This window comes from Nocardia rhizosphaerihabitans (assembly GCF_014646295.1).
GTDB classification, from domain to species: Bacteria; Actinomycetota; Actinomycetes; order Mycobacteriales; family Mycobacteriaceae; genus Nocardia; species Nocardia rhizosphaerihabitans.
This window is the reverse complement of sequence record NZ_BMNE01000004.1, coordinates 729,330-750,764: the sequence shown is the minus strand read 5'-3', so window position 1 is coordinate 750,764 and position 21,435 is coordinate 729,330. Positions and strand designations below refer to the sequence as shown.

Genomic DNA, 21,435 nt, shown 5'->3' with positions numbered 1-21,435 from the left:
CCGGTCACGAACGCACGAAGGCCGTACCGGGCGACAGCTTTCGCCTGGTACGGCCTTCGTATTCGTCGGTCAGAGAAGTTTGCGGACCAGCGGGAGTGGGAGGGTGCGCAGGGCGAGGCCGATCGGGAGCCAGGGCCAGTCCGGGACGTAGGCCTTGGCGCGGCGTTTTTCGATGGCGGCGACCATGGAGCGGACGCCGGTTTCGGTGTCGACCATGAGCTTCGGCTCGTGCTTGATCCGGTCGTTCATCTCCGAGCGGATGTAGCCGGGGTAGATCACCGAGACGTCCACGCCGGGAACGGCTTCCGCGCGCAGGCCCTCGGCCAGTGCGGCGACGCCTGCTTTGGTGGCGGCGTAGGTGGTCAGCGTCTTGGGCATGCCGCGCAGGGCGGAGATGGAGGAGATCATCACCAGGTGGCCCCTACCCTGGGTGCGGAAGATCTTCATCGCCGCCTCGGTCTGGGCCAGTGCGGCAAGGAAATTCACCATCGCGGTCTCGCGGTTGGCGTCGTGGCGGCCGGTGCCCAGTGGCGCACCCTTGCCGAGGCCCGCGTTGACCACCACGCGGTCGATGGTGCCGAATTCGGCCGCGAACTCGTCGAAGACGGTGAACACGGCGGCGGCGTCGGTGACGTCGAGCTGTCGCACCGAGACGGCGCGATCGGGATGCGCGGTCAGGATCTCCGCGCGCAGTTCCTCGAGCCGCGCGGTGCGGCGGGCGCACAGCCCGAGGTCATAGCCGAGGGCGGCGAACTGGCGGGCCATTTCCGCGCCGAGACCGGAGCTGGCGCCGGTGATCACGATGGTGCCCCGGCTCACGACACCACCGCCTGCGCTGGTGCCCGCGAGGGCTCGATGTGCGATTCCATGGGGCCACGCTAGTCATCCGGCGGCCGCTGACGTCGCCGATGCGCTGTAACCGCGGCATTTCCGCCCTGAGCGCTGCCCCTTTCCCCAGCACCGCCCTACCCGAGGCGCGCCGCGATCAGCGGGAACCGGCGACGATCACGGCAGCCGCCGCGGCGCGCAGGTCCACCATGGCGCGGTGCCAGCGGCGGTGCGCGCGGTCGGGGTCCGGGACGACGAAATTGGCGACCAGGATTCCGCGCAGCGCGTCCATCGCGGTGTAGGCGAAATCGCGGGCGCCCTTGCGGCGCAGATCGTCCGGGATCAGCTCGGCGACCGCTTGCAGCACCGCGGTATTGACCAACGGTTCGACCTCTTCCATCGCCGCGGCCAGCACCGGATCGGTCCGGCCCGCCACCCACAGCTCCACCGTCGCGATGAACAGCGGGCCCTGATGCAGGTCCCACAGGAACTCGAGGGCGGCGCCGACCGGATCGTCGCCGACCCTGACCCGCGTCATCTCGCTCATCGCCGCCGCCACCCGTCGCTCGGCCAGATGCTTGATCGCGGCGACCACCAGATCGTGTTTGGAGCCGAAGTGGTGCACCTGCGCGCCGCGGGTGACGCCGGCGCGTTCGGCGACCCGCGGCGTCGTCGTGCCCGCGTACCCGTATTCGACCAGGCAGTCGATGGTCGCGTCGAGCAGGCGCGTGCGCATCTCGGTGCTGCGCTGCTCCTGGGTACGCCGCGGCGGTCGGTCGGCTGCGGTGCTGGTCATCGGCCGATCTTACCTCTTACATACAGACCTGAAGGTAAGCGGTGGCCGGCCGGGTCAGCGCGCCGCGACCAGCCGGGCGGTATTGGCCGACTCGTCGTCGCTCGCCTCGTTGGCGGCGAGTTCGGCGTGCACCCGGTCGTAGTAGCGGTTGATCTCGGCGTTGGTGGTCTCGGCGTCCCAGCCGAGCAGCGGCGCGATCAGGCGGGCGATCTCCGGTGCGGCGGCGAGGCCGCGATCGGGGACCTCGATGGAGATGCGGGTGCGACGGGTGAGCAGGTCGTCCAGGTGCAGCGCGCCCTCGTGGGTGACCGCGTAGACGGCCTCGGCGGCGAGGTAGTCGGGTGCGCCCGGAATCGGCAGGCGCAGTGTGGGATCGGCGCCGACGAGGGCGAAGATGTCGGTGGCCAGCGTGCCGTAGCGGCCGAGCAGATGCTCGACGACATCGACGGGCAGACCCACCGTGGCGGCCAGTTCGGCGGACTCGGCGAGCATGTCGCGGTAGCCCTCCGCGCCGACGATCGGCAGCTGCGCGGTGGCCGAGGCGGGAATGTCGCCGCCGAGGCGGTTGGTGACGGCGTCGACCACGTCGGCGGCCATCACCCGGTAGGTGGTGTACTTGCCGCCCGCGATGACGAACAGGCCGGGCGCGGGCTCGGCGACGGCGTGCTCGCGCGAGAGCTTGGCGGTCTCCTTCGTCGCGCCCGTCATCAGCGGGCGCAGGCCGGCGTAGGTGCCGACGATGTCGGCCCTGGTCAGCGGCTCCCGCAGCACGGCGTTGACGTGGTCGAGGATGTACTGCACGTCGGCGGCGGTGGCCGTGGGGTGGTTCTTGTCCAGCGACCACGCGGTGTCGGTGGTGCCGATGATCCAGTGCTCGGCCCACGGGATCACGAACAGCACCGACTTCTCCGTGCGCATGATCAGGCCGGTGTGCAGGTCGAGGCGGTCGCGCGGCACCAGGATGTGCACGCCCTTCGACATCTGGACGTGGAACGGGAAGTCGACGCCGGTCATCTTGATCATGTCGTCGGTCCACACGCCGGTCGCGCTGATCACGCTGCGGGCCCGGATCGTGTGGGCGGCACCGGTTTCCAGGTCGACCACGTGGGCGCCGACGACCTGCTCACCGTCGCGGACGAGCCCGGTGACCTTGGTGCGGGTCAGCACGGTCGCGCCGCGGTCGGCGGCGGTCCTGGCGATCATCATGGTGTGGCGGGCGTCGTCGACCTGGGCGTCGTAGTAGCGGATGGCGCCGGTCATCGCGTCGGAGCGCAGCGCGGGCGCGAGTTCCAGTGCGCCGGTGCGGGTCAGGTGCTTGTGCATGGGCACGGTGCGCGCGCCGCCGAGGGTGTCGTAGAGGGCGATGCCCGCGCCGATGTAGGCGCGCTCCCAGACGCGGTGCTGCAACGGGAACAGGAACGGCACCGGGTGCACCAGGTGCGGCGCGAGCGTATTCAGCAGCAGCCCACGCTCTTTCAGCGCTTCGCGCACCAGCGCGAAGTCCATCTGCTCCAGGTAGCGCAGGCCACCGTGGATGAGCTTGGACGAGCGGCTCGAGGTACCGGCGGCGAAATCGCGGGCCTCGACGAGGGTCACCGACAGTCCGCGCGAGGCGGCGTCGAGCGCGGCACCGGCGCCGGTGACACCGCCGCCGATCACCAGCACGTCGATCTCGCTGTCGCCGAGCGCCGCGATCGCCTCGGCGCGGTAGGTGGGGTCCAGGGAAACGGACACGGCTTGCTCCTTGTTGTGGTTCATCAGTCGATTTCGGCCCAGTCGAGGGTGCGTTCGACGGCCTTGAGCCAGCGGCCGTAGCCGCGTTCGCGCTGCTCGTCGGACCAGGCGGGGAACCAGCGGACGTCTTCGTGCCAGTTCGCGAGCAGTTCGTCGGTGGAGTTCCAGACCCCGACCGCGAGCCCGGCGGCGTAGGCGGCGCCGAGCGCGGTGGTCTCGGCGACGACCGGCCGCGAGACCGGGACGCCGAGCAGGTCGGCCTGGATCTGCATGGCCAGGCTGTTCATGGTCACGCCGCCGTCGACCCGCAGCGTCGCCAGCTGCACGCCGGAGTCGCGCTGCATGGCCTCGACCACGTCGCGGGTCTGGTAGGCGATGGATTCCAGTGTCGCCCTGGCCAAGTGGGCATTGTTGCTGTAGCGCGAGAGGCCGACGACCGCGCCGCGCGCGTCGGGTCGCCAGTACGGCGCGAACAGACCGGAGAAGGCGGGCACGAAGTACACGCCGCCGGAGTCTTCGACCTGTTCGGCCAGGTCCTCGATCTGCGCGGCGCCCGCGATGATGCCGAGCTGGTCGCGCAGCCACTGCACGGCCGAGCCGGTGACCGCGATCGAACCCTCCAGCGCGTAGACGGGCTTCTCGTCGCCGAACTGGTAGGCGACGGTGGTGATCAGGCCGTGCGTCGAGCGCACGATGTCGGCGCCGGTGTTGAGCATCAGGAAATTGCCTGTGCCGTAGGTGTTCTTGGCCTCGCCGGGCTGGAAGCAGACCTGGCCGACACCGGCGGCCTGCTGGTCACCGAGGACGCCCGCGATCGGCACCGCGCCCTTGAACGGGCCGTCGGGATTGGTGGTGCCGAAACCGGCCGGGTTCGACGACGGCGCGATGGCGGGCAGCATGGCGCGCGGAATGTCGAAGATGCGCAGGAGTTCGTCGTCCCAGCGCAGCGTCTCCAGGTCCATCAGCATGGTGCGCGAGGCGTTGGTGGGGTCGGTGACGTGGACGCCGCCGCGGATGCCGCCGGTGAGATTCCAGATCAGCCAGGTGTCGAGGGTGCCGAACAGGGCGTCACCACGTTCGGCGTCGGCGCGCACGCCCTCGACATTGTCGAGGATCCAGCGCAGCTTGCCGCCCGAGAAGTAGGGAGCCGGTGGGAGTCCGGTCTTCTCGCGGATGAGCTCGCTGTGCCCGGCCGCCTCGAGCCCGGCGATGATGCGATCGGTGCGGGTGTCCTGCCAGACGATCGCGTTGTAGTACGGGCGGCCGGTGCGGCGGTTCCACACGATGGTGGTCTCGCGCTGATTGGTGACGCCGATCGCCGCCAGGTCGGCGGCGGTGAGATCGGCCGTCGCGAGCGCGGTCTTGACGACGGTGCGCGTGCGTTCCCAGATCTCGTCCGGATTGTGTTCGACCCAGCCCGCCCGGGGCATGATCTGCTCGTGTTCGAGCTGATGCCGGGCGACGACGGCGCCGTTCCGGTCGAAAACCATGAAACGCGTCGAGGTCGTGCCCTGGTCGATCGCGCCCACATACCGATTCATCGTGGTCCTTTCGGGGACTCACCATCGAGCCCGGAACCCACGCTAGAAACGGCCCGACCCGGCCGCCACGGCTGCCGTTCGACAATGCTGAACGGTTGGCTGATAGGTTCGGGCGGTGCCGGGTCCGATCCAGTCGATCGAGCGAGCCGCAGCCGTGCTGCGTCTGCTGGCGCGCGGGTCGGGGCCGATGGCGGTCGGTGAGGTCGCGGCCGCGCTCGACCTGGCCAAACCCACCACGCACGGCATTCTGCGGACCTTGCTCGGGGTGGGCTTCGTCGACCAGGATCCGGCGACGGGCCGGTATCTGCTCGGGCCCACGCTGGGCGAGCTCGGCAGCGATCATCTCGATGTCAACGAGCTGCGTTCGCGGGCGATTCACCGGGCTGATGCGCTCGCGTCGCGCACCGGCGAGTCGGTGCGGATGGCGGTGTCGCGGCCCGCTGGAGTGACGGTGGTGCATCACGTCTTCCGGCCCGACAACACCGAGCAGGTGCTCGCCGTCGGCGAGGTGCTGCCCGCGCACGCGACCGCGCTGGGCAAGGTGTTGCTCGCCTACGACGCGGCGACGGAACCCGGTGCGCTGCAATCCTTCACGCGTCGCACTATCGTCGACCCGACAGCGCTGGACCGCGCGATCGCCGAGGTCAGGAGGACCGGCTGGGCGAGCGAGGTCGAGGAGTATCGCTCCGGTGAGGCGGGTATCGCCGCGCCGATCCGCGCCAGAGGAGGACTGGTGGTCGCCGCCATCGGCATCTCGGGACCGACCGATCGACTGTGCGACAACCGGTTACAGATCCGGCCCGCCGCCGTCGATCAGGTGCGCGCCGCCGCTGTGGCCGTGCACCGCGATCTCGGAGCGGCACGATGATCCGCGCCACCGTGCCGAACCGGACCTTGCCGGTCAGTGCTGCTGCGGACAGGCAAGGGCCGGCCGGCGATCCATCGGGATCTCGGCGCGGCGCGACCAACGGGAGACTCCGGTGACGCAACGGTATGTGCTGGCCCTGGATCAGGGCACCACCTCGACCCGCTGCATCGTGTTCGACCGGCACGCGCGGCTGGTGGGGTTGGCCCAGCGCGCGCACCGGCAGCGGTATCCGCGCTCCGGCTGGGTCGAGCAGGACGCCATGGAGATCTGGCGGACCGTCGAGCGGATCGTGCCCGCGGCATTGCGGGACGCGGGGATCACCGTCGAGCAGGTGGCGGCGATCGGGATCGCCAATCAGCGCGAGACCACCGTGGTGTGGGATCGCGAGACCGGGGTGCCGGTGCGGCCCGCCATCGTCTGGCAGGACATCCGGACCGAGGAGCTCGTCGAGCGGTTGCGGAAAGCGCCTGGCGCGCACCGGATCACGGAGTTGAGTGGGCTGCCGCTGGCCACCTACTTCGCGGCACCGCGACTGCGCTGGCTGCTCGACCATGTCGACGGGTTACGGGCGCGCGCCGAACGCGGCGAGGTGCTGTTCGGGACCATGGAGTCCTGGCTGATCTGGAATCTCACCGGCATCCATGTCACCGATGTCACCAACGCCGGCCGCACCCTGCTGATGAATCTGGCCACCCGGCAGTGGGACGAGGAACTGGTGCGGTTCTTCGATATTCCGCGTGCGATGCTGCCCCGCATCGAACCCTCGACCGGCGATTTCGGGACCGCCCGCACGGTCGCGCCCGGCGTCCGGATCGGCGCCGCCCTCGGCGACCAGCACGCCGCGCTGTTCGGCCAGACCTGTTTCGCGCCCGGCGAGACCGAATGCACCTACGGCACCGGCGGATTCCTGATGATGAACACCGGCGCCGACCTGATCCGATCCGAACACGGGTTGCTCACCACCATCGGCTACCAGGTCGGACCCGACCCGGTGTACGCGCTGGAGGGCCCGATCGCGGTCACCGGTTCGCTGGTGCAGTGGGTGCGCGACATCGTCGGACTGATCGCCACCGCGCCCGAGATCGAAACCCTCGCCAACACCGTCGACGACAACGGCGGGTGCTACCTGGTTCCCGCGTTCTCCGGGCTCTACGCACCGCATTGGCGCAGCGACGCGCGCGGGCTGCTGATCGGGCTGACCTCGTATGTGACCAAGGGCCACCTGGCCCGCGCGGTGCTGGAGGCCACCGCCTGGCAGACCCGCGATGTCGTCGAGGCCATGAATGCCGACGCCGGGCTGCGGGCGCAGTCGCTGCGCGTCGCGGGCGGGATGGCCGCGAACAATCTGCTCATGCAGATCATCGCCGATGTGCTGGGCGTTCCGGTGATGCGTCCGCTGGTGACCGAGACGGTCTCGCTCGGCGCGGCCTACGCGGCGGGGCTGGCCGTGGGGTACTGGCCGGATCTGCAAGGGCTGCGGCGCAATTGGCGGGTGGCGGCCCAGTGGGTGCCGCAGGCCGATCGCTCCGTCCGTGACGAGGAGTACGAACGGTGGCAGCGGGCGGTACAGCTCAGCGTCGGCTGGGCGCGGCCCGCCGGTGGTGCGTCGACCTAGCCCCCAAACTAGACCGATCGTTCACGAATGAGGCCGGGACTCAGCCCAGGATCGATGCGGCAACCCGGCCGGCATCCCGCAGGCGGGTGGCGGAATTGGGTGCGCGTTCGAGCACCCAGACGCCCTGGAAGAAGACGAGCAGGAAGCGGGCCATGGCGCGCGTATCCGCATCGGGCGGCAGTTCCTCCTGCGCTCGGGCGCGAGACAGCGCCGAGAACAGGGCCGTCTCCGTGCGCGCCCAGCTGGATTCGACCAGCCGGGCGACGTCGGCGTCGCGGGCGGCGAGCTCGACCGCGGCGGTCGTGACCAGGCAACCGAGGAATCGGTTCTCCGCGCAGGACTCGTTCACGAACCGGTCGATCAGCCCTCTGATCGCGGGCAGCGCCGGACCAGGACGGGCCAATTCCGCGGTGACCCGCGCGTCGACGATCTCCAGGTGACGTTGCAGCGCCTTCATGAACAGCTCGTGCTTGCTGCCGAAAGTCGCGTAGATGCAGCCCCTGGCGATGCCGAGATGGTCGATCAGATCCGCGATCGAGGTCGTCTCGTAGCCGCGCTGCCAGAACAGATCCAGCGCGCGGTCCAGCACGACATCGGGGTCGAATTCCTTGGTACGCGCCACTTTCCGAGCATACCAACGCTATTGCGACCGATCGGTCAACTATGCGACACTGCGAGCCGCCATCCATCTCCACAGAACTGAACAAAGGATTCATCATGGCATTCACCAAGCTGCTCGGCGCAAGCATCGCGGCGCTGGCTTTCGGCGCAGTCCTCACCGCGGGCCCGGCCGCCGCCGCACCGCTCACCCCCGCGCCGGTGGTCGCCCCGGGCGAGCCCGCCCCGGGCGGAACCTCGACGGGCAGCTCGCTGATCGACGGCTTCGGCTCACTGCTGCGTCAGCTCCAGTGCGGCTCCGCGATCACCTGCGGCGCGCCCGCATAGTTCGCGCCCAGCTCGGCTGGCAGATCTGAGTCGCTGAGCTGGTCAGTGGCGGAATCGCGTTGCCCGGACGGGGGGATATCTCGATTCCGCCACCGCCGGCCTCTGTCAGAGGGGGGCGATCTCGGGACATTGCCATGGTGCTTTCCAGTCCGTGGCCTTCTTGTTCTCGGAGAGCGCATTCAGCTTGGTCAGACTGATCCGCGAGGAGTCATCGATCGGAATGATCAACGAATAGCCGTTCTCAACCGTCCACCTGGCAGGGACGAGCACCCAGCGGTCAGGACGGACCACGAGGGTTCGAAGGCACTCGTAGCGGTAGGCAAAGCGCTGCCCGGGTTGCGTGCCGAGCGGAGTTTCCAGAACCAGGTTCGACGGCGCGAACAGGGGCTCGGTCGTATCGAGTGTCACTACGGTTTCCTTGTCCCAGAGATCAGCTGCGGCGTTCTGCGCCTGCTGTCGGCCGTACTCGGTGGCGAAGATGTTCGTCAACCAGAACGCCGCCAGCACGATCGCCGCACCGGCGAACATCCAGACTGATCGCTGAGCCGGGGTGGCGGAACGCGGCGTGTCTCCTGACCGAAGCGCCGCCAAAGCCTCGGATCCCGCCACTATCAGCAATGCCCCCACCGCCAGCGCCACCGGAATCAGCGTTGTGGAGAGCAGCACCGAAAATCGGGGCGCAATGACTCCCAACACCGCCAGTGCGGTCAGAATCGCCCCCGCCACCATCGCCGCCCAGCCGCCGCGAAGCGCAAGAGGAGATCTCCCGACCTTACGAAGGGATCTCCTCTCGTACGCGCGGAGTGTGAACATCGCACAGGACACAACCAGCGCAATCACGAGGGCCGGGTAGAGCACGCTCACGCTGCGCAGGACGTAGTCCGTCGTCGAGTACTGGAAAGACTCGGTGTCGACACCGAAGTAGGCGAAATAGGCTCGGGCGGAGACGAAACCGAAGTAGTAGCACAATCCGGTGATCACCGTCGTGGGTGCGACTACGCCTGCGACCACGCCTATCCACTTGTCCACGGCGACCGTGGGTGTCGGCGAAGACGGTGTGCTCATTGTGTAGAGCCCGTCGTTTCGGGTTCGGAGTCCGGGCCTGATGGTGGCGGAATCGTCGTCGTTGGGATCGGGGTCGTCGGGCCACCGGGTAGTGAACCTGCCGAAGTGGGCTGAGGCCCTGGAACCCGTACCCGACCGCCGGAGATCGGGGGCGGCGCCGACCAGGTCGTTTGCTCGGCCGGCGTGGACTCGCCTTCACCCGTTGCCGGTACAGACCACGTCGTCGGCTCCGGTGTCGTAGCCCCATCCACCTCGGATGAGACGGGCGCGGGCCTCGTCATTGTGGACGATGGGTGTTGCGGTGTTCCCGGCGATCGATCGCACCCGGAGGCGAGTGCTGTCGTCAGCACCAGAGCCAGTGCCAGCACACCCATGAGGAGGAGCTCGCTTGGCGAGACCTTGGCGCGGCCATGTTTTGTCGATCGCATCGGACCTCCCGCTGACGATCTTCGGCGGAGCTTCCCGGGACGACACCGGTGGGCCGAACCGGTAGGTGACAAGTGTCGTCCGCTGCGGCATAGGGCGCACGCGTACCCGACTACTCGATAGCCGGCGGCTACTAGTGCATTCGGCGGTGTAGGAGGTCAGTATGGACAGGGAAGGCTTCCGAGACGCGCCGGCGAACTTGTCGCGCACAACGTGCAAGGGAGTTCGAGATGACTGATTTCAGCCACACCCTGACCACCATCGCTCCGCCGGAGAACGGCTCTCACACCGAACTCGTCCGATGGGCGTTCGGGCGGCTCAATGCCCAGGACGTCGACAGCCTGCGTGGGTCCTGGTGGACGAGCGATACCGTCGTGTACTTGCCGACCGGGACCTGTCGTGGCAGCGACGAGATCGCCGCCTACTTCGAGCAGACCTTCGCCGCCGTGGCCGACCTCGACCTCGCGATCGTGGCGATCGCCGAGTCCGGTGATGATGTCTTCGTGCACTGGCATCTGACCGGTCGGCACGTCGACACGTACTTCGGTATCGACGGCACCGGCGCGCGCATCGACTTCGAGGGCATGGATCACTTCGTGCTCGCGGACAGGAAGGTCGCCACCAATACGGTGCGCTACGACCAGATGGAGTTCGCCCGCCAGATCAAGATGCTGCCCCCGGACGGATCGTTGGCGGATCAGGCCTTGAAGGCCGCGTTCAACGCCAAAACACGCGTAATGGGCATCGCTCGCCGTCGCTAGCTGTCCTCCGCCGGCCCACGCGGGCGGCGGCTTTCACGATCGTCAGCCCCTCGCGAGGACTGGCCGCTTTGGCGCCGAGTGTGCGGGCGTCAGCTCGCCGTGCCCGTCGTGCTGCGGCGCGCAGCCCACACAGTGACGGTGAAGAGCAGGACGCCGAGGACTGCCAGGAGGGCGCCGACCAGGGCGGGAGCGGTGTAGCCGAGGCCGGCGGCGATGACCAGGCCACCGAGCCAGGCGCCCGCCGCGTTGGCGATGTTGAGGGCGGCGTGGTTGAGGGCGGCGGCGAGGGTTTGGGCGTCGGCGGCGACGTCCATCAGGCGAGTTTGCAGGCCGGGGGCCAGGGCCGCGCCGGATGCGCCGACCAGGAAGGCGCCGATGCCAGCGGTGACGGGGTTGTGGGCGGCCAGGACGAAGCCGGCCAGGATGACCACCATCGCGATCAAGGCGAAGAAGATCGAGCGGTCGACGCCGCGGTCGGCCAGGATCCCGCCGAGGATGTTGCCCGCGATCATGCCGAGGCCGAACAGGGCGAGCACGATCGGGACCGCGCCGATCGGCATACCCGCGACATCGGTCATGGTGGTGGCGATGTAGGTGTAGACGGCGAACATGCCGCCGAAGCCGATCGCGCCGACGGCCAGGGTGAGCAGCACCTGCGGGCGGCGCAGCGCGCCGAGTTCGGTCATCGGGTTGGTGACCTTCATGCCGCTCAGCGAGGGCACGTACCGCCACAGCGCGGCCACCGTCGCCACGCCGATCACCGCGACGACGACATAGGCGTCCCGCCAGCCCAGATGCTGACCGAGCCAGGTCGCGCCGGGCACGCCGATCACGTTCGCCACGCTCAACCCCAGCATCACCGCGGCCACCGCCTTCGCCCGCTGCCCGACCGGGGAGAGCGTGGCCGCGGCCAGCGAGGCGACACCGAAGTAGGCGCCGTGCGGCAGGCCGGAGACGAACCGGGCCAGCACGAGCGTGCCGAAGGTCGGGGCCAGGACCGTCGCGGCATTGCCGACGGTGAACGCGGCCATCAACGCGATGAGCAGCTTCTTGCGCGGCACCCTGGCGCACAGCGCGGCGATCAGCGGCGCACCGACGACCACACCCAGCGCGTATGCCGACACCGCGTGCCCGGCGGTCGGCTCGGAGATGTCGAAGGCCGTCGCGATGTCGGGCAGCAGGCCCATGGTCACGAACTCGGTGGTGCCGATGCCGAATCCTCCCAGCGCCAGCGCGAGCATCGCCGGGACATGCCAGCTCGTGCGTGGCGTCTCGACGAGACCAGGGGCGGAGAGGGAAGAAGTCACGCCTCAATGCAACGGGCCGGGGTACTCGATCGCTACCCGAGGCGAGGGTGAGTTACCCCACCTCGAACGAGAACGACCCGGCAAGTAACCCACTGATCTCGTAAGAACATGGGTAACTCACCGGGTCGAGCAAACTTCACCCCTCGCTTATCCGCCGGTCGCCGACGCGGGTCTCGCGTCACCTGAGTCCGGCCAGAATTCGCGGGGAGGCGGGTGGAGCTAGTTCACTTCAGGGCGCGAGCGAGGTTCACGTCCAGCGCACCCAGGAATTCCTCGGTGCTCAGGTAGCCCTGGTCGCCGCCGACGAGCAGCGCCAGGTCCTTGGTCATCTGCCCGCCTTCGACGGTCTTGATGACGACGTCCTCGAGCGCCTGCGCGAAGCCGATCACCTCGGGGGTGTTGTCCAGCTTGCCCCGGTGCTCCAGGCCACGGGTCCAGGCGAAGATCGACGCGATCGGGTTGGTCGAGGTCGGCTTGCCCTGCTGGTGCTGGCGGTAGTGCCGGGTGACGGTGCCGTGCGCGGCCTCGGCCTCACAGGTCTTGCCGTCCGGGGTGAGCAGCACCGAGGTCATCAGGCCCAGCGAGCCGAAGCCCTGGGCCACGGTGTCGGACTGCACGTCACCGTCGTAGTTCTTGCACGCCCAGACGTAGCCGCCCTCCCACTTCATGGAGGAGGCGACCATGTCGTCGATCAGGCGGTGCTCGTAGGTCAGGCCCGCCGCGTCGAACTGGCTCTTGAACTCGGTGTCGAAGATCTCCTGGAAGGTGTCCTTGAACATGCCGTCGTAGGCCTTCAGGATGGTGTTCTTCGTCGACATGTAGACCGGGTAGTTCTGCTGCAGCCCGTAGTTGAGCGAGGCGCGCGCGAAGTCTTCGATCGACTTCTTGAAGTTGTACATACCCATGACGACACCGCCGTCCTCGGGCATCTTCACGACCTCGTGCACGATCGGCTCGCTGCCGTCCTCCGGGGTGAAGGTCAGCGTGACGGTGCCCGCCTCGTAGACCTTGAAGTCGGTGGCGCGGTACTGGTCGCCGAAGGCGTGGCGGCCGATGATGATCGGCTTGGTCCAGCCGGGCACCAGGCGGGGCACGTTGGAGATGATGATCGGCGCGCGGAAGATGGTGCCACCCAGAATGTTACGGATGGTGCCGTTGGGCGAGCGCCACATCTTCTTGAGGCCGAACTCCTTCACCCGCGCTTCGTCGGGGGTGATGGTGGCGCACTTCACGCCGACGCCGTACTTCTTGATGGCGTTCGCGGCATCGACGGTGACCTGGTCGTCTGTCTTGTCGCGGTACTCGATGCCGAGGTCGTAGTACTCGAGGTTCACGTCGAGATACGGGTGGATCAGCTTGTCCTTGATGAACTGCCAGATGATCCGGGTCATCTCGTCGCCGTCGAGTTCTACGACGGTACCTTCAACCTTGATCTTGGACATGGATCTTCGTGTCCTCCTAGGATGGTGCCCTCATTGCACGGCCAGGCGAACACGCTTGTGAGCGGACCCCAGCTGTTCCAACAGACAACGTATATGCCCCGCGTTGTCTGCGGGACGTGTGGTGCAAACAAGACGAGCGTACTGCTGCCCCCTACCTCACCGCGATGGGAGGGCCCGCTGTGCGGGACTCCGCCGGCGCAGCGGACGGCAAACAGGTCGCAAGTGACGACGGGCACTGTCGGGTCATGACCGACATACGCTCGACTCCCAACCTACTCGGCATGCGGCTGGCCCATCGCGCAATGCTCGCCGATACCGCCCGCTTCGCCGTCCTGGCCGGGGAGCTTGCCGCGGGGACGCCCTGTGCGCCGCGGCGGGCCCGCGCTGTCGCCGAGTATCTGGGCCTGCTGTGTGACTCCATCCACCATCATCACCGCGTCGAGGACGAGGTCCTCTGGCCGACGCTGACCGCCGCCGCGGGCGATGCGGTGGAACTCAGGGAGCTCACCGACGACCATGCCCAGCTCGACCCGGCACTGGCCCAGATCAGGACGACCTGCGCCGAGCTGGTCGCCCGGCGCCCGGGCGCCGCCGCCGACCTGGCCGAGCGGCTGACCCGGCTGCACACCGTGCTCGACGAGCACATCGCCGACGAGGAGCTGACGGTCTTCCCGATCGTCACCGAGTATGTGACCACCGCGCAGTGGGAGCGGGTCGAGGCGGCGGCCCGCGGCGGCGCGGTGATGAGTTTCGAACTGCCACGCATGGTCGCGGTCTGCACGCGGGCCGAACTCGCCGAGGTGATGGCCGACGGTGGACTGCCGTTGCGGGTGATGCTGACGGTGTTCGGTATCGGATACCGCCGTCGGGAGCGTGTGCTGGCCGGTCGGTGAACCAGTGGCGGCAGGAGGGCTACGCGGTCGCCGACGGCCTGCCCGCAGCGGTCGGCGCGGTGGTGCCGATGTCGTCGAGCGCGGCCAGTTCGGTCGCGATGGCGGCGAGCACGTCCTCGGCCGCGGCGCGGTGCGCGGTCGCGGCGGCGTGGTCACCCAGCCGGTCGGCCAGTTCGGCGAGGACGGTGTCGACCGGGCCGAAAGCGACCGACCCGGAGTCCATTCCCGCGATGGTGCCCGCTCTCGGCAGCAGGTCCTGATAGAGCTGCCGTGCCGCCTCGATCGTGCCGATCCGGGTGACCACCCTGGCCTCGAACACCGACATCGCGCACCAGTAGTAGTCACGCAGGACCGGGGTGCCCGCGCCGAGCACAGCGGCCGCTCGCTCGGTGTCTCCCGCGTCGAGCAGGGCCAGCATGTACGCGGACCTGAGCGCGTGCGGTGCGGCCGCGTTCAGCGCGGCGTAACCGTCGAGGCCGGGCGCGAGGTCGCCGAGCGCCCAGCCGGTCATCATCTCGGCGAGCAGGACCAGTTCGGCGCCGTTGGCGTGACCTGCCGCGATCATCTTCGCGCTGAGGTCGGCATCGATGGCCTTGGCGGTCGCGAAGTCGCCGCGCAGCGCGGCGAGCACAGCCAGGTGCGCGGTGGAGACGACCAGCAGCGGGCCGAGCTGGCCGCCCTCGGCGCAGTCGAGTGCCTTGGCGATCTCGGCTCGCGCGGCGACGAGCCTGCCGGCACCCGAGGCGACGAGGAAGCGCAGGAAATGCGCGACCGCCTGGTACTCCGGCAGACCCGCCTCGGTCGACACGCGCAGCAGTTCGTCGGCCAGGTCGCCGCGCTCCGGCCACAGGTCGGGACCGAGCGCGACGAATGCCCTGGCATTGAGTGCGGCGCACAACAATTCGGGATCACCGAGCTCGCGCGCCGCGCGCAAGGCCTCGGCGGAGCAGGCGAAGGCGTGCGGGTTGTCGAAGCCGACGACTTCGAAGGCGGTGGTGACGAGCAGTCGGATCCGCAGGTCCGGCGCTGTCGTGCGCGCCGACGCGGAGGCCAGATCCGCCCACATGCCGGGGTCGGGCAGGCCGCGTTCCCGGCTGGTCCAGATCGTGGGGGCACGCCAGCAGGTGAGGACCGCGACGACGGGATCGGTGGCGATGATCCGGGCATCGTCGCCGCGCGCGGCAGCGGAGTGGGTGTCGGTGCTCGGCATGAGGGCGCGCGCTGTTGCCAGGGCTTCGACGCGCAGGATGCGGGCCTGTTCGTCGTTGCCGCCGTAGGCGAGGGCGTTGACCAGCGCGCAGGTGGTCGACAGGGCCGCCAGGCGGTCCGCACGCGGCGCCGTGGCGGTGACGTGCCCTGCGCACGTGTGCAATTCGAGGGCGGAGCGCCACAGTGGCTCGGCGTCCTGGTGGGCGCGGCGGGCGGTGCGGCGGCGGGCGGCGGCGAGGACGTAGCGCAGTGCGCGGGTCGCGTTCGCGGTGCCGGCACCGGCGATGGCGTGGTGTGCCATGGCGTCGAGGTCGACTGTGCCGGTATCGGATTCGAGGTCGGCCGTGGTCCCGCCGGTGCGGCGTTCGAGGAGTTCCAGGGCGGACCAGTGCAGACGGGCGCGGCGCAGGGCGGGGATGTCGCCGTAGACGACGTCGCGAATCAGCGCGTGAGCGAAGGTGATTCGATCGGTGCCCGCGATGCGGACGAGTCCGGCGACCGTGACGGTGTCGACCAGGTCGATCAGCGTCTCCTCCGGCTCGGCGGTCAGCTCGAGCAGGGTGTCGAAGTCGATGTCGTCGCCCCACACGGCGGCCAGGCGCAGGGCCCTGGCCGCGCCCGCGGGCAGCCTGGCGATCCGGCGGCTCAGCACATCGCGCACCCCTTCGGGCACCGCGTGCAGATCGCCCACCGCCGCAGCGAGTTTGGCGACCTCGCGGACGAACAGCGGGTTACCACCGGTTCGCTCGCGCAAGCGCTCGGCGGTGTCGTCATCGATGGACCCCAGACCCGCACCGGCCGCGACCGCGCGCACCGCCGCGGTATCGAGACCACTCAGCTCCAGCCGTCGACCGGTCGTCGCCGCCAGCGCCGCAGCGGTAGCCCGCACCCCCGCGTCGGCCTCGGACCCCCGCGCGGTGACCAGGACCAGCATCGGCCGCTGCGCCAGCCAGGCCACCACCTGCCGCAGGATCTGCAAGGTAGCGCTGTCGGCACGATGAACATCTTCGAGCACCACCAGCACAGGCCCGTCGGCAAGCCGCTGCGCACACGCTTCGGCCACCGCCTGCGCAATAGCGAACGGCCCTGCCCGCGAACCAAACCCGTCCGGTCCCGGACCAGCCGCACCAAACGCTGCCGACGTCTGCGCGCCGAGTTCATCGAGCAGGTGTTCCCAAGCCCACGCGGCGGGGGCGCCGTCGACCTCGGGGCACGCTGTGCTCGCGACGGTCCACCCGTCGACAGCGAGTGCGCGGGCCAGCGATTCGGTCTGGGTGGTCTTGCCCGCGCCAGCTTCACCCTCCAGCCACACCACTCTGGCTCGCCCATGCGCCACCACCTCGCCCGCCTCGGCGAGCAACGCCGCCCGTTCGGCGTCATAACCGACCGCTGCGCCGTTGGATCGCGATCGCGGGCCGGGTAGATCCGCGCGAGTGCCGTGTCCGGGCCGATCCACCGCCGCGTCCGCGTCGGCAACCGGAGCCCCGTCGTCGGCCAGACCCGTAGACCTGGCAGCTGCCATCCGACCACTTGCCGACCTGGACAGTTCCCCTTCGTCGGCAGCCCGCGCGGACTCCGCAACACGGTCAGCGCCATCGGCGAGGTGCCGGTTGGGGAATGCCGGATCGGACCTCGGTGAGCCGGCGGTCGATGGTATCGGCGCCGCTTGCCTCGGCGAACCGGGCGATCGGGGCGTGGCGGCTGATGCCGGGGGCTGATCCAATTCTGGTGCGTGGGTGAGGATTGCGGTTTCCAGCTCGCCGAGGGCCGGGCCGGGGAGGACGCCGAATTCGGTGTCCAGGTAGGTGCGGACTCGGCGCAGGGTTGCCAGGGCGTCGAGTTGGCGGCCGAGGCGGTATTGGGTGAGGGCCAGCAGGCGGGCGGCGTTTTCGCGGTCGGGGTGATCGGCGACGTGGGCGTGGAGGAGGGCGAAGGCCTCGTCTGGTCTGCCGAGGGCCAGGGCCGCTTCGGCGCGGCGTTCGACGGCGAGGCGGCGGAGTTCGTGGAGGCGGGCGGCTTCCGGGACGACCCAGTGGGCCGTCGCGAAGGGGGCGTACGGCTCGCCGTGCCAGCAGGCGAGTGCATTGCCGAGGGCGCGATAGCGCTGGGCGGGGTCGGGGTCGCCGTCGGCGAGCAGGCGCTCGAACTGCCACGCGTCGACCGCGGACCGGTCCAGGCGCAGGGCGTAGCCGGGTGCCTCGGAGATCAGGACGGTGGCGGGTGCGCGGGGCGGGCGGTCGGGTTCGATGGCGCGGCGCAGGTAGGAGATGTGGGCCTGGAGGGCGCCGAGGGCCTTGGGTGGCGGGTCGCCTGCCCACAGATCGTCGATCAGCCGGTCGGTCGACACCACGTCGCCGCCCGCGAGGACCAGGCGGGCCAGGAGCGCGCGCTGACGCGGTCCACCCAGATCGGCGGGCCGCTCCCCCACCTCGACCCGCAGCGGGCCGAGTACTTCGATGCGTACGGCGGGCGTGCCGCCGTACGGTCCTTCGTCTTCGATACGGTCAATTTACCTGGCGATACGTACCCCCGCGACGCCGATCGCCAGACCTTGGGCGACCGTGCCGGGGATGATCCACCAGCCCTCGGCGCCCGGCAGCACACCGGGCAGCATCGCCGACAGCGTCATGGCCAGGGTGCCCGCGATGATCAGCACGCCCGACCACCGGCCGAACATCGCGGCGGGCCGGATCAGCGCGTACACCGCGAGCAGGACGAATCCGAGCAGCAGCGCCATCGACAGCGGCGCGAGTACCGGGGCAGAGGCGTCGGCGATCTCGGTCGCGGCGTGATGGTCGAGCAGGCTGGTGACGTAGACCTCGTGGTAGGCGCCGATCGGGATCACCACGGCCAGCCCGGCGAACAACAGCCCGTGCGCGAGGGTGAGCATCTTGCCCGCCCAGTCCGCGCCCGGTCGGCGGATGGCGCGGACGAGCGCGGGTAGCCCGACCGCCATCAGCACCGCGCCGACGGCGAAGGTGAGATGCGCTGCCTCCCAGGTCGCCGCGTGCTCGGCGGATTCGGAGTGCTCGAGCGGGTGCATGAGGTTGCCCGCCGCCCACAGCACCGCGCCGACGGCCAGGACCGCGGCCCGCACCCGCTCCCGATTTCCCGCCGGGACGGGGCTGGACGCACGGTCGGCGGGGTGCGGCGCCGAGGTGGTGTTGTTGTGCTCATCGGCAATCTCGATAGTCATGAGCCGAGCGTGACCGCCACCGATTGGCGCCCACTTGCGAACGAATTGCGGTTGGCGACACGCCAGGGCTCGGCACGCCATCGGCGGAGTGATCCAGGCGACGAAACCGGGGGAAGTTTCCGCGCTGACGCAATGGCCGGTTAACATGACGGCAAGGTCATGAGTACCAGCGCCAAGCCCCGGCTCGCTGGTCGGCAACCCTCCAGCTGCGGTGGGGTGCTCCGGGTGATGACCGGGCTCTCGAAGGTCGAGAGCAAGCGCGCACTGCAGGAGGCCCCCATGTGTTGTTGTCCGTCGATCCGACCCATCTGACGCGATACCCCCGGCGAACAACCCTGGAGCATTACATGACCGACTCTGCCCTGCCCGAGAACTGGTCCTTCGAGACCAAGCAGATCCACGCGGGCCAGGTCCCCGACGCGAGCACCAACGCACGGGCACTGCCGATCTACCAGACCACCTCCTACACCTTCCGCGACACCGACCACGCCGCCGCGCTGTTCGGTCTCGCCGAACCGGGCAACATCTACACCCGGATCATGAACCCCACCCAGGACGCGGTCGAGCAGCGCATCGCCGCGCTCGAGGGTGGCGTCGCCGCGCTGCTGCTGGCCTCCGGCCAGGCCGCCGAGACCTACGCGATCCTGAACCTGGCCAGTGCCGGTGACCACATCGTGTCCAGCCCGCACCTCTACGGCGGCACGTACAACCTGTTCCACTACTCGCTGCCCAAGCTCGGCATCGAGGTCTCCTTCGTCGAGGATCCCGACGACCTGGCGCAGTGGCAGGCCGCCATCCGGCCCAACACCAAGGCCTTCTACGGCGAGACCATCGCCAACCCGAGCAGCGCGGTGTTCGACATCCCCGGCATCGCCGAGGTGGCGCACAAGGCGGGCATCCCGCTGATCGTCGACAACACCGTCGCGACCCCGTACCTGATCCAGCCGCTGGCCCACGGCGCCGACATCGTCGTGCACTCGGCCACGAAGTACCTGGGCGGGCACGGCGCCGCGGTCGCGGGCGCGATCGTCGACGGCGGCACCTTCGACTGGACCGTGCGCGACGCCGACGGCAACGCGCGCTTCCCCGGTTTCACCGAGCCCGATCCCAGCTACCACGGCGCGGTGTTCGCGGACCTGGGCGCGCCCGCCTTCGCGCTGAAGGCCCGCGTGCAGCTGCTGCGCGACCTGGGCGCGGCGGTGTCGCCGTTCAACGCGTTCCTCATCGCCCAGGGGATCGAGACGCTGAGCCTGCGGGTCGAGCGGCACGTGTCCAATGCCGAGGCGGTGGCGAAGTTCGTCGCCGAGCAGCCGGGTGTCGAGGCCGTGTACTACGCGGGGCTCGAGACCTCGCCCTGGTACGCGCGGGCCAAGCAGCTCGCACCCAAGGGCGCGGGCGCGATCGTCGCGTTCGAGCTGCGTGGCGGTGTCGACGCGGGCAAGAAGTTCGTGGACGCGCTAAGCCTGCACAGCCATGTCGCTAACATCGGTGATGTGCGTTCTCTCGTGATTCACCCGGCGTCGACCACGCACTCGCAGTTGACGCCCGAAGAGCAACTGGCCTCAGGCGTCACCCCGGGGCTGGTCCGGCTCGCCGTCGGCATCGAGGGAATCGACGACATCCTGGCCGATCTGCGCGCAGGTTTCGCGGCGGCGACGACGTGACTGTGAGCACCGAATCGCCGATCGCCCGTCCCGCAACCGGTGTGGCCCTGCTGCCACCGCCGGACGGGCGACTCGGCGTGGTCGCCATCGGGGACGTGTCGCTGGAGAACGGCGCCGTGCTCCCCGATGTGCGGCTGGCGGTGCAACGCTGGGGCGAGCTCTCGCCCACCCTCGACAATGTGGTGCTCGTCGAGCACGCGCTGACCGGTGACTCGCACGTCATCGCCAGCGCGGACAACGCGCAGCCCGGCTGGTGGGAGGGCATGGTCGGGCCCGGCGCGCCGATCGACACCGACGAATGGTGTGTGATCGCGACCAACGTGCTGGGCGGCTGCAAGGGCAGCACCGGCCCGTCCTCGCTCGCGCCCGACGGCACGCCGTGGGGTTCGCGCTTTCCCGATCTGACCATCCGTGACCAGGTGACCGCCGAGGCGCAGCTGCTCGATCTGCTCGGGATCGAGCGGCTGGGCGCCGTCGTCGGCGGGTCGATGGGCGGCATGCGGGTGCTGGAGTGGATCGTCGGGCAGCCCGAGCGGGTCGCGGCCGCGCTCGTGCTGGCCGTCGGCGCCCGCGCCACCGCCGATCAGATCGGCACCCAGACCACCCAGATGGCCGTCATCACCGCAGATCCGGATTGGCAGGGCGGCGACTATCACGGCACCGGCCGCGCCCCGATGACCGGCATGGGTCTGGCCCGGCGCATCGCGCACCTGACCTACCGCACCGACGGCGAGCTCGACCACCGCTTCACCAATCGGCCCCAGGGCGACGAGGATCCGTGGACGGGCGGGCGCTACGCGGTGCAGAGCTACCTCGAGCACCAGGCCGACAAGCTCTGTCAGCGCTTCGACCCGGCCACCTATGTGCTGCTCAGCGAGGCCATGAACCGGCACGACGTGGGTCGCGGCCGTGGCGGGATCGCCGCCGCGCTGGCCTCGACCTCGGTCCCGTGCGTGGTGGGCGGCGTCGACTCCGATCGGCTCTACCCCCTGCACACCCAGGCCGAGCTGGCCGAGGGCCTGCCCGGCTGCGCGGGTCTCGAGATCGTGCACTCGCGCGACGGGCACGACGGCTTCCTGACCGAGGCCGCCGCGGTGTCCAAGCTGCTCACCGAGACGATGCGCCTCGCCCGCGAGAGCCGCTGA

At 69.6% G+C, this 21,435-nt stretch carries 17 protein-coding genes and 1 riboswitch; of the genes, 7 read left to right on the top strand and 10 right to left on the bottom strand.

All coding sequences use genetic code 11. The features are described from left to right. Positions 1 to 69: 69 nt before the first annotated feature. The 4 genes from IEY60_RS20855 to glpK (IEY60_RS20840) form a co-directional block, all read right to left on the bottom strand. Positions 70 to 819 (bottom strand): SDR family oxidoreductase, encoded by a 750-nt coding sequence (locus tag IEY60_RS20855; protein WP_189030796.1) that lies wholly within the window; start codon positions 817 to 819, stop codon positions 70 to 72. 166 nt (positions 820 to 985) lie between these two features. Then, positions 986 to 1,624, bottom strand: coding sequence for a TetR/AcrR family transcriptional regulator (locus IEY60_RS20850; protein WP_189030794.1), 639 nt, complete (start codon positions 1,622 to 1,624; stop codon positions 986 to 988). A gap of 54 nt (positions 1,625 to 1,678) precedes the next feature. Beyond that, a complete protein-coding gene (locus tag IEY60_RS20845; RefSeq protein ID WP_189030792.1) occupies positions 1,679 to 3,382 on the bottom strand; it encodes a glycerol-3-phosphate dehydrogenase/oxidase in 1,704 nt (567 codons plus the stop codon). Further along, positions 3,382 to 4,899, bottom strand: coding sequence for a glycerol kinase GlpK (glpK, locus tag IEY60_RS20840; protein WP_189030790.1), 1,518 nt, complete (start codon positions 4,897 to 4,899; stop codon positions 3,382 to 3,384). The genes IEY60_RS20845 and glpK (IEY60_RS20840) overlap by 1 nt, the downstream gene beginning before the upstream one ends. A 115-nt stretch (positions 4,900 to 5,014) precedes the next feature. On the opposite strand from glpK (IEY60_RS20840), the gene IEY60_RS20835 reads away from it, so the two are divergent. Then, a complete protein-coding gene (locus IEY60_RS20835; protein WP_189030788.1) occupies positions 5,015 to 5,767 on the top strand; it encodes an IclR family transcriptional regulator in 753 nt (250 codons plus the stop codon). A 112-nt stretch (positions 5,768 to 5,879) separates the two neighbouring features. Then, positions 5,880 to 7,382 carry a glycerol kinase GlpK gene (gene glpK / locus IEY60_RS20830; protein ID WP_189030786.1) on the top strand — a complete coding sequence of 501 codons (1,503 nt, stop codon included), beginning with the start codon at positions 5,880 to 5,882 and terminating at the stop codon, positions 7,380 to 7,382. Between the two features lie 40 nt (positions 7,383 to 7,422). Here the strand turns inward: glpK (IEY60_RS20830) and IEY60_RS20825 are convergent, their stop codons facing one another. Beyond that, entirely contained in the window at positions 7,423 to 8,004 is a 582-nt protein-coding gene (locus IEY60_RS20825; RefSeq protein WP_189030783.1) for a TetR/AcrR family transcriptional regulator, read from the bottom strand. A 95-nt stretch (positions 8,005 to 8,099) separates the two neighbouring features. Between IEY60_RS20825 and IEY60_RS20820 the strand changes: the two genes are divergently transcribed. Next, a complete protein-coding gene (locus IEY60_RS20820) occupies positions 8,100 to 8,327 on the top strand; it encodes a hypothetical protein (protein WP_189030781.1) in 228 nt (75 codons plus the stop codon). Positions 8,328 to 8,432: 105 nt separating this feature from the next. On the opposite strand, the gene IEY60_RS20815 is transcribed toward IEY60_RS20820, so the two are convergent. Further along, positions 8,433 to 9,392: a hypothetical protein gene (locus IEY60_RS20815; RefSeq protein WP_189030779.1), complete on the bottom strand. Its 960-nt coding sequence runs from the start codon at positions 9,390 to 9,392 to the stop codon at positions 8,433 to 8,435. Positions 9,393 to 10,048: 656 nt separating this feature from the next. Here IEY60_RS20815 and IEY60_RS20810 point away from each other — a divergent pair. Beyond that, positions 10,049 to 10,579, top strand: a complete 531-nt coding sequence (locus IEY60_RS20810) for an ester cyclase (protein WP_189030777.1) — start codon at positions 10,049 to 10,051, stop codon at positions 10,577 to 10,579. Positions 10,580 to 10,668: 89 nt separating this feature from the next. Here IEY60_RS20810 and IEY60_RS20805 read toward each other — a convergent pair whose 3' ends face one another. Next, the gene (locus tag IEY60_RS20805; RefSeq protein WP_229739995.1) at positions 10,669 to 11,886 is read right to left on the bottom strand and encodes an MFS transporter; all 1,218 of its coding nucleotides are present in this window, start codon (positions 11,884 to 11,886) and stop codon (positions 10,669 to 10,671) included. A 224-nt stretch (positions 11,887 to 12,110) separates the two neighbouring features. Beyond that, positions 12,111 to 13,328: an NADP-dependent isocitrate dehydrogenase gene (locus IEY60_RS20800; protein ID WP_189030775.1), complete on the bottom strand. Its 1,218-nt coding sequence runs from the start codon at positions 13,326 to 13,328 to the stop codon at positions 12,111 to 12,113. Between the two features lie 245 nt (positions 13,329 to 13,573). Here IEY60_RS20800 and IEY60_RS20795 point away from each other — a divergent pair, with 245 nt between their 5' ends. Beyond that, positions 13,574 to 14,221 carry a hemerythrin domain-containing protein gene (locus IEY60_RS20795; protein WP_189030773.1) on the top strand — a complete coding sequence of 216 codons (648 nt, stop codon included), beginning with the start codon at positions 13,574 to 13,576 and terminating at the stop codon, positions 14,219 to 14,221. 19 nt (positions 14,222 to 14,240) lie between these two features. Here the strand turns inward: IEY60_RS20795 and IEY60_RS35890 are convergent, their stop codons facing one another. Next, positions 14,241 to 17,858 carry an ATP-binding protein gene (locus IEY60_RS35890; RefSeq protein WP_229739994.1) on the bottom strand — a complete coding sequence of 1,206 codons (3,618 nt, stop codon included), beginning with the start codon at positions 17,856 to 17,858 and terminating at the stop codon, positions 14,241 to 14,243. An 81-nt stretch (positions 17,859 to 17,939) separates the two neighbouring features. Continuing rightward, entirely contained in the window at positions 17,940 to 18,626 is a 687-nt protein-coding gene (locus tag IEY60_RS20785; RefSeq protein WP_189030771.1) for a hypothetical protein, read from the bottom strand. A gap of 155 nt (positions 18,627 to 18,781) precedes the next feature. Beyond that, positions 18,782 to 18,892, top strand: a riboswitch (SAM riboswitch). Positions 18,893 to 18,973: 81 nt separating this feature from the next. Here IEY60_RS20785 and IEY60_RS20780 point away from each other — a divergent pair. Together IEY60_RS20780 and metX are read left to right on the top strand one after the other, a co-directional pair. Then, positions 18,974 to 20,290 carry a bifunctional o-acetylhomoserine/o-acetylserine sulfhydrylase gene (locus IEY60_RS20780; protein ID WP_189030769.1) on the top strand — a complete coding sequence of 439 codons (1,317 nt, stop codon included), beginning with the start codon at positions 18,974 to 18,976 and terminating at the stop codon, positions 20,288 to 20,290. After that, positions 20,287 to 21,435: a homoserine O-acetyltransferase MetX gene (gene metX, locus IEY60_RS20775; protein WP_189030767.1), complete on the top strand. Its 1,149-nt coding sequence runs from the start codon at positions 20,287 to 20,289 to the stop codon at positions 21,433 to 21,435. The genes IEY60_RS20780 and metX overlap by 4 nt, the downstream gene beginning before the upstream one ends.

What these genes read in the sequence shown, in the direction of transcription:
- IEY60_RS20845 (WP_189030792.1), bottom strand. Translation starts at nt 3,382, where the DNA reads ATGAACCACAACAAGGAGCAAGCCGTGTCCGTTTCCCTGGACCCCACC.
- IEY60_RS20810 (WP_189030777.1), top strand. Translation starts at nt 10,049, where the DNA reads ATGACTGATTTCAGCCACACCCTGACCACCATCGCTCCGCCGGAGAAC.
- IEY60_RS20780 (WP_189030769.1), top strand. Translation starts at nt 18,974, where the DNA reads ATGACCGACTCTGCCCTGCCCGAGAACTGGTCCTTCGAGACCAAGCAG.
- IEY60_RS20815 (WP_189030779.1), bottom strand. Translation starts at nt 9,392, where the DNA reads ATGAGCACACCGTCTTCGCCGACACCCACGGTCGCCGTGGACAAGTGG.
- IEY60_RS20795 (WP_189030773.1), top strand. Translation starts at nt 13,574, where the DNA reads ATGACCGACATACGCTCGACTCCCAACCTACTCGGCATGCGGCTGGCC.
- IEY60_RS20800 (WP_189030775.1), bottom strand. Translation starts at nt 13,328, where the DNA reads ATGTCCAAGATCAAGGTTGAAGGTACCGTCGTAGAACTCGACGGCGAC.
- IEY60_RS20785 (WP_189030771.1), bottom strand. Translation starts at nt 18,626, where the DNA reads ATGACTATCGAGATTGCCGATGAGCACAACAACACCACCTCGGCGCCG.
- glpK (WP_189030790.1), bottom strand. Translation starts at nt 4,899, where the DNA reads ATGAATCGGTATGTGGGCGCGATCGACCAGGGCACGACCTCGACGCGT.
- IEY60_RS20820 (WP_189030781.1), top strand. Translation starts at nt 8,100, where the DNA reads ATGGCATTCACCAAGCTGCTCGGCGCAAGCATCGCGGCGCTGGCTTTC.
- IEY60_RS20850 (WP_189030794.1), bottom strand. Translation starts at nt 1,624, where the DNA reads ATGACCAGCACCGCAGCCGACCGACCGCCGCGGCGTACCCAGGAGCAG.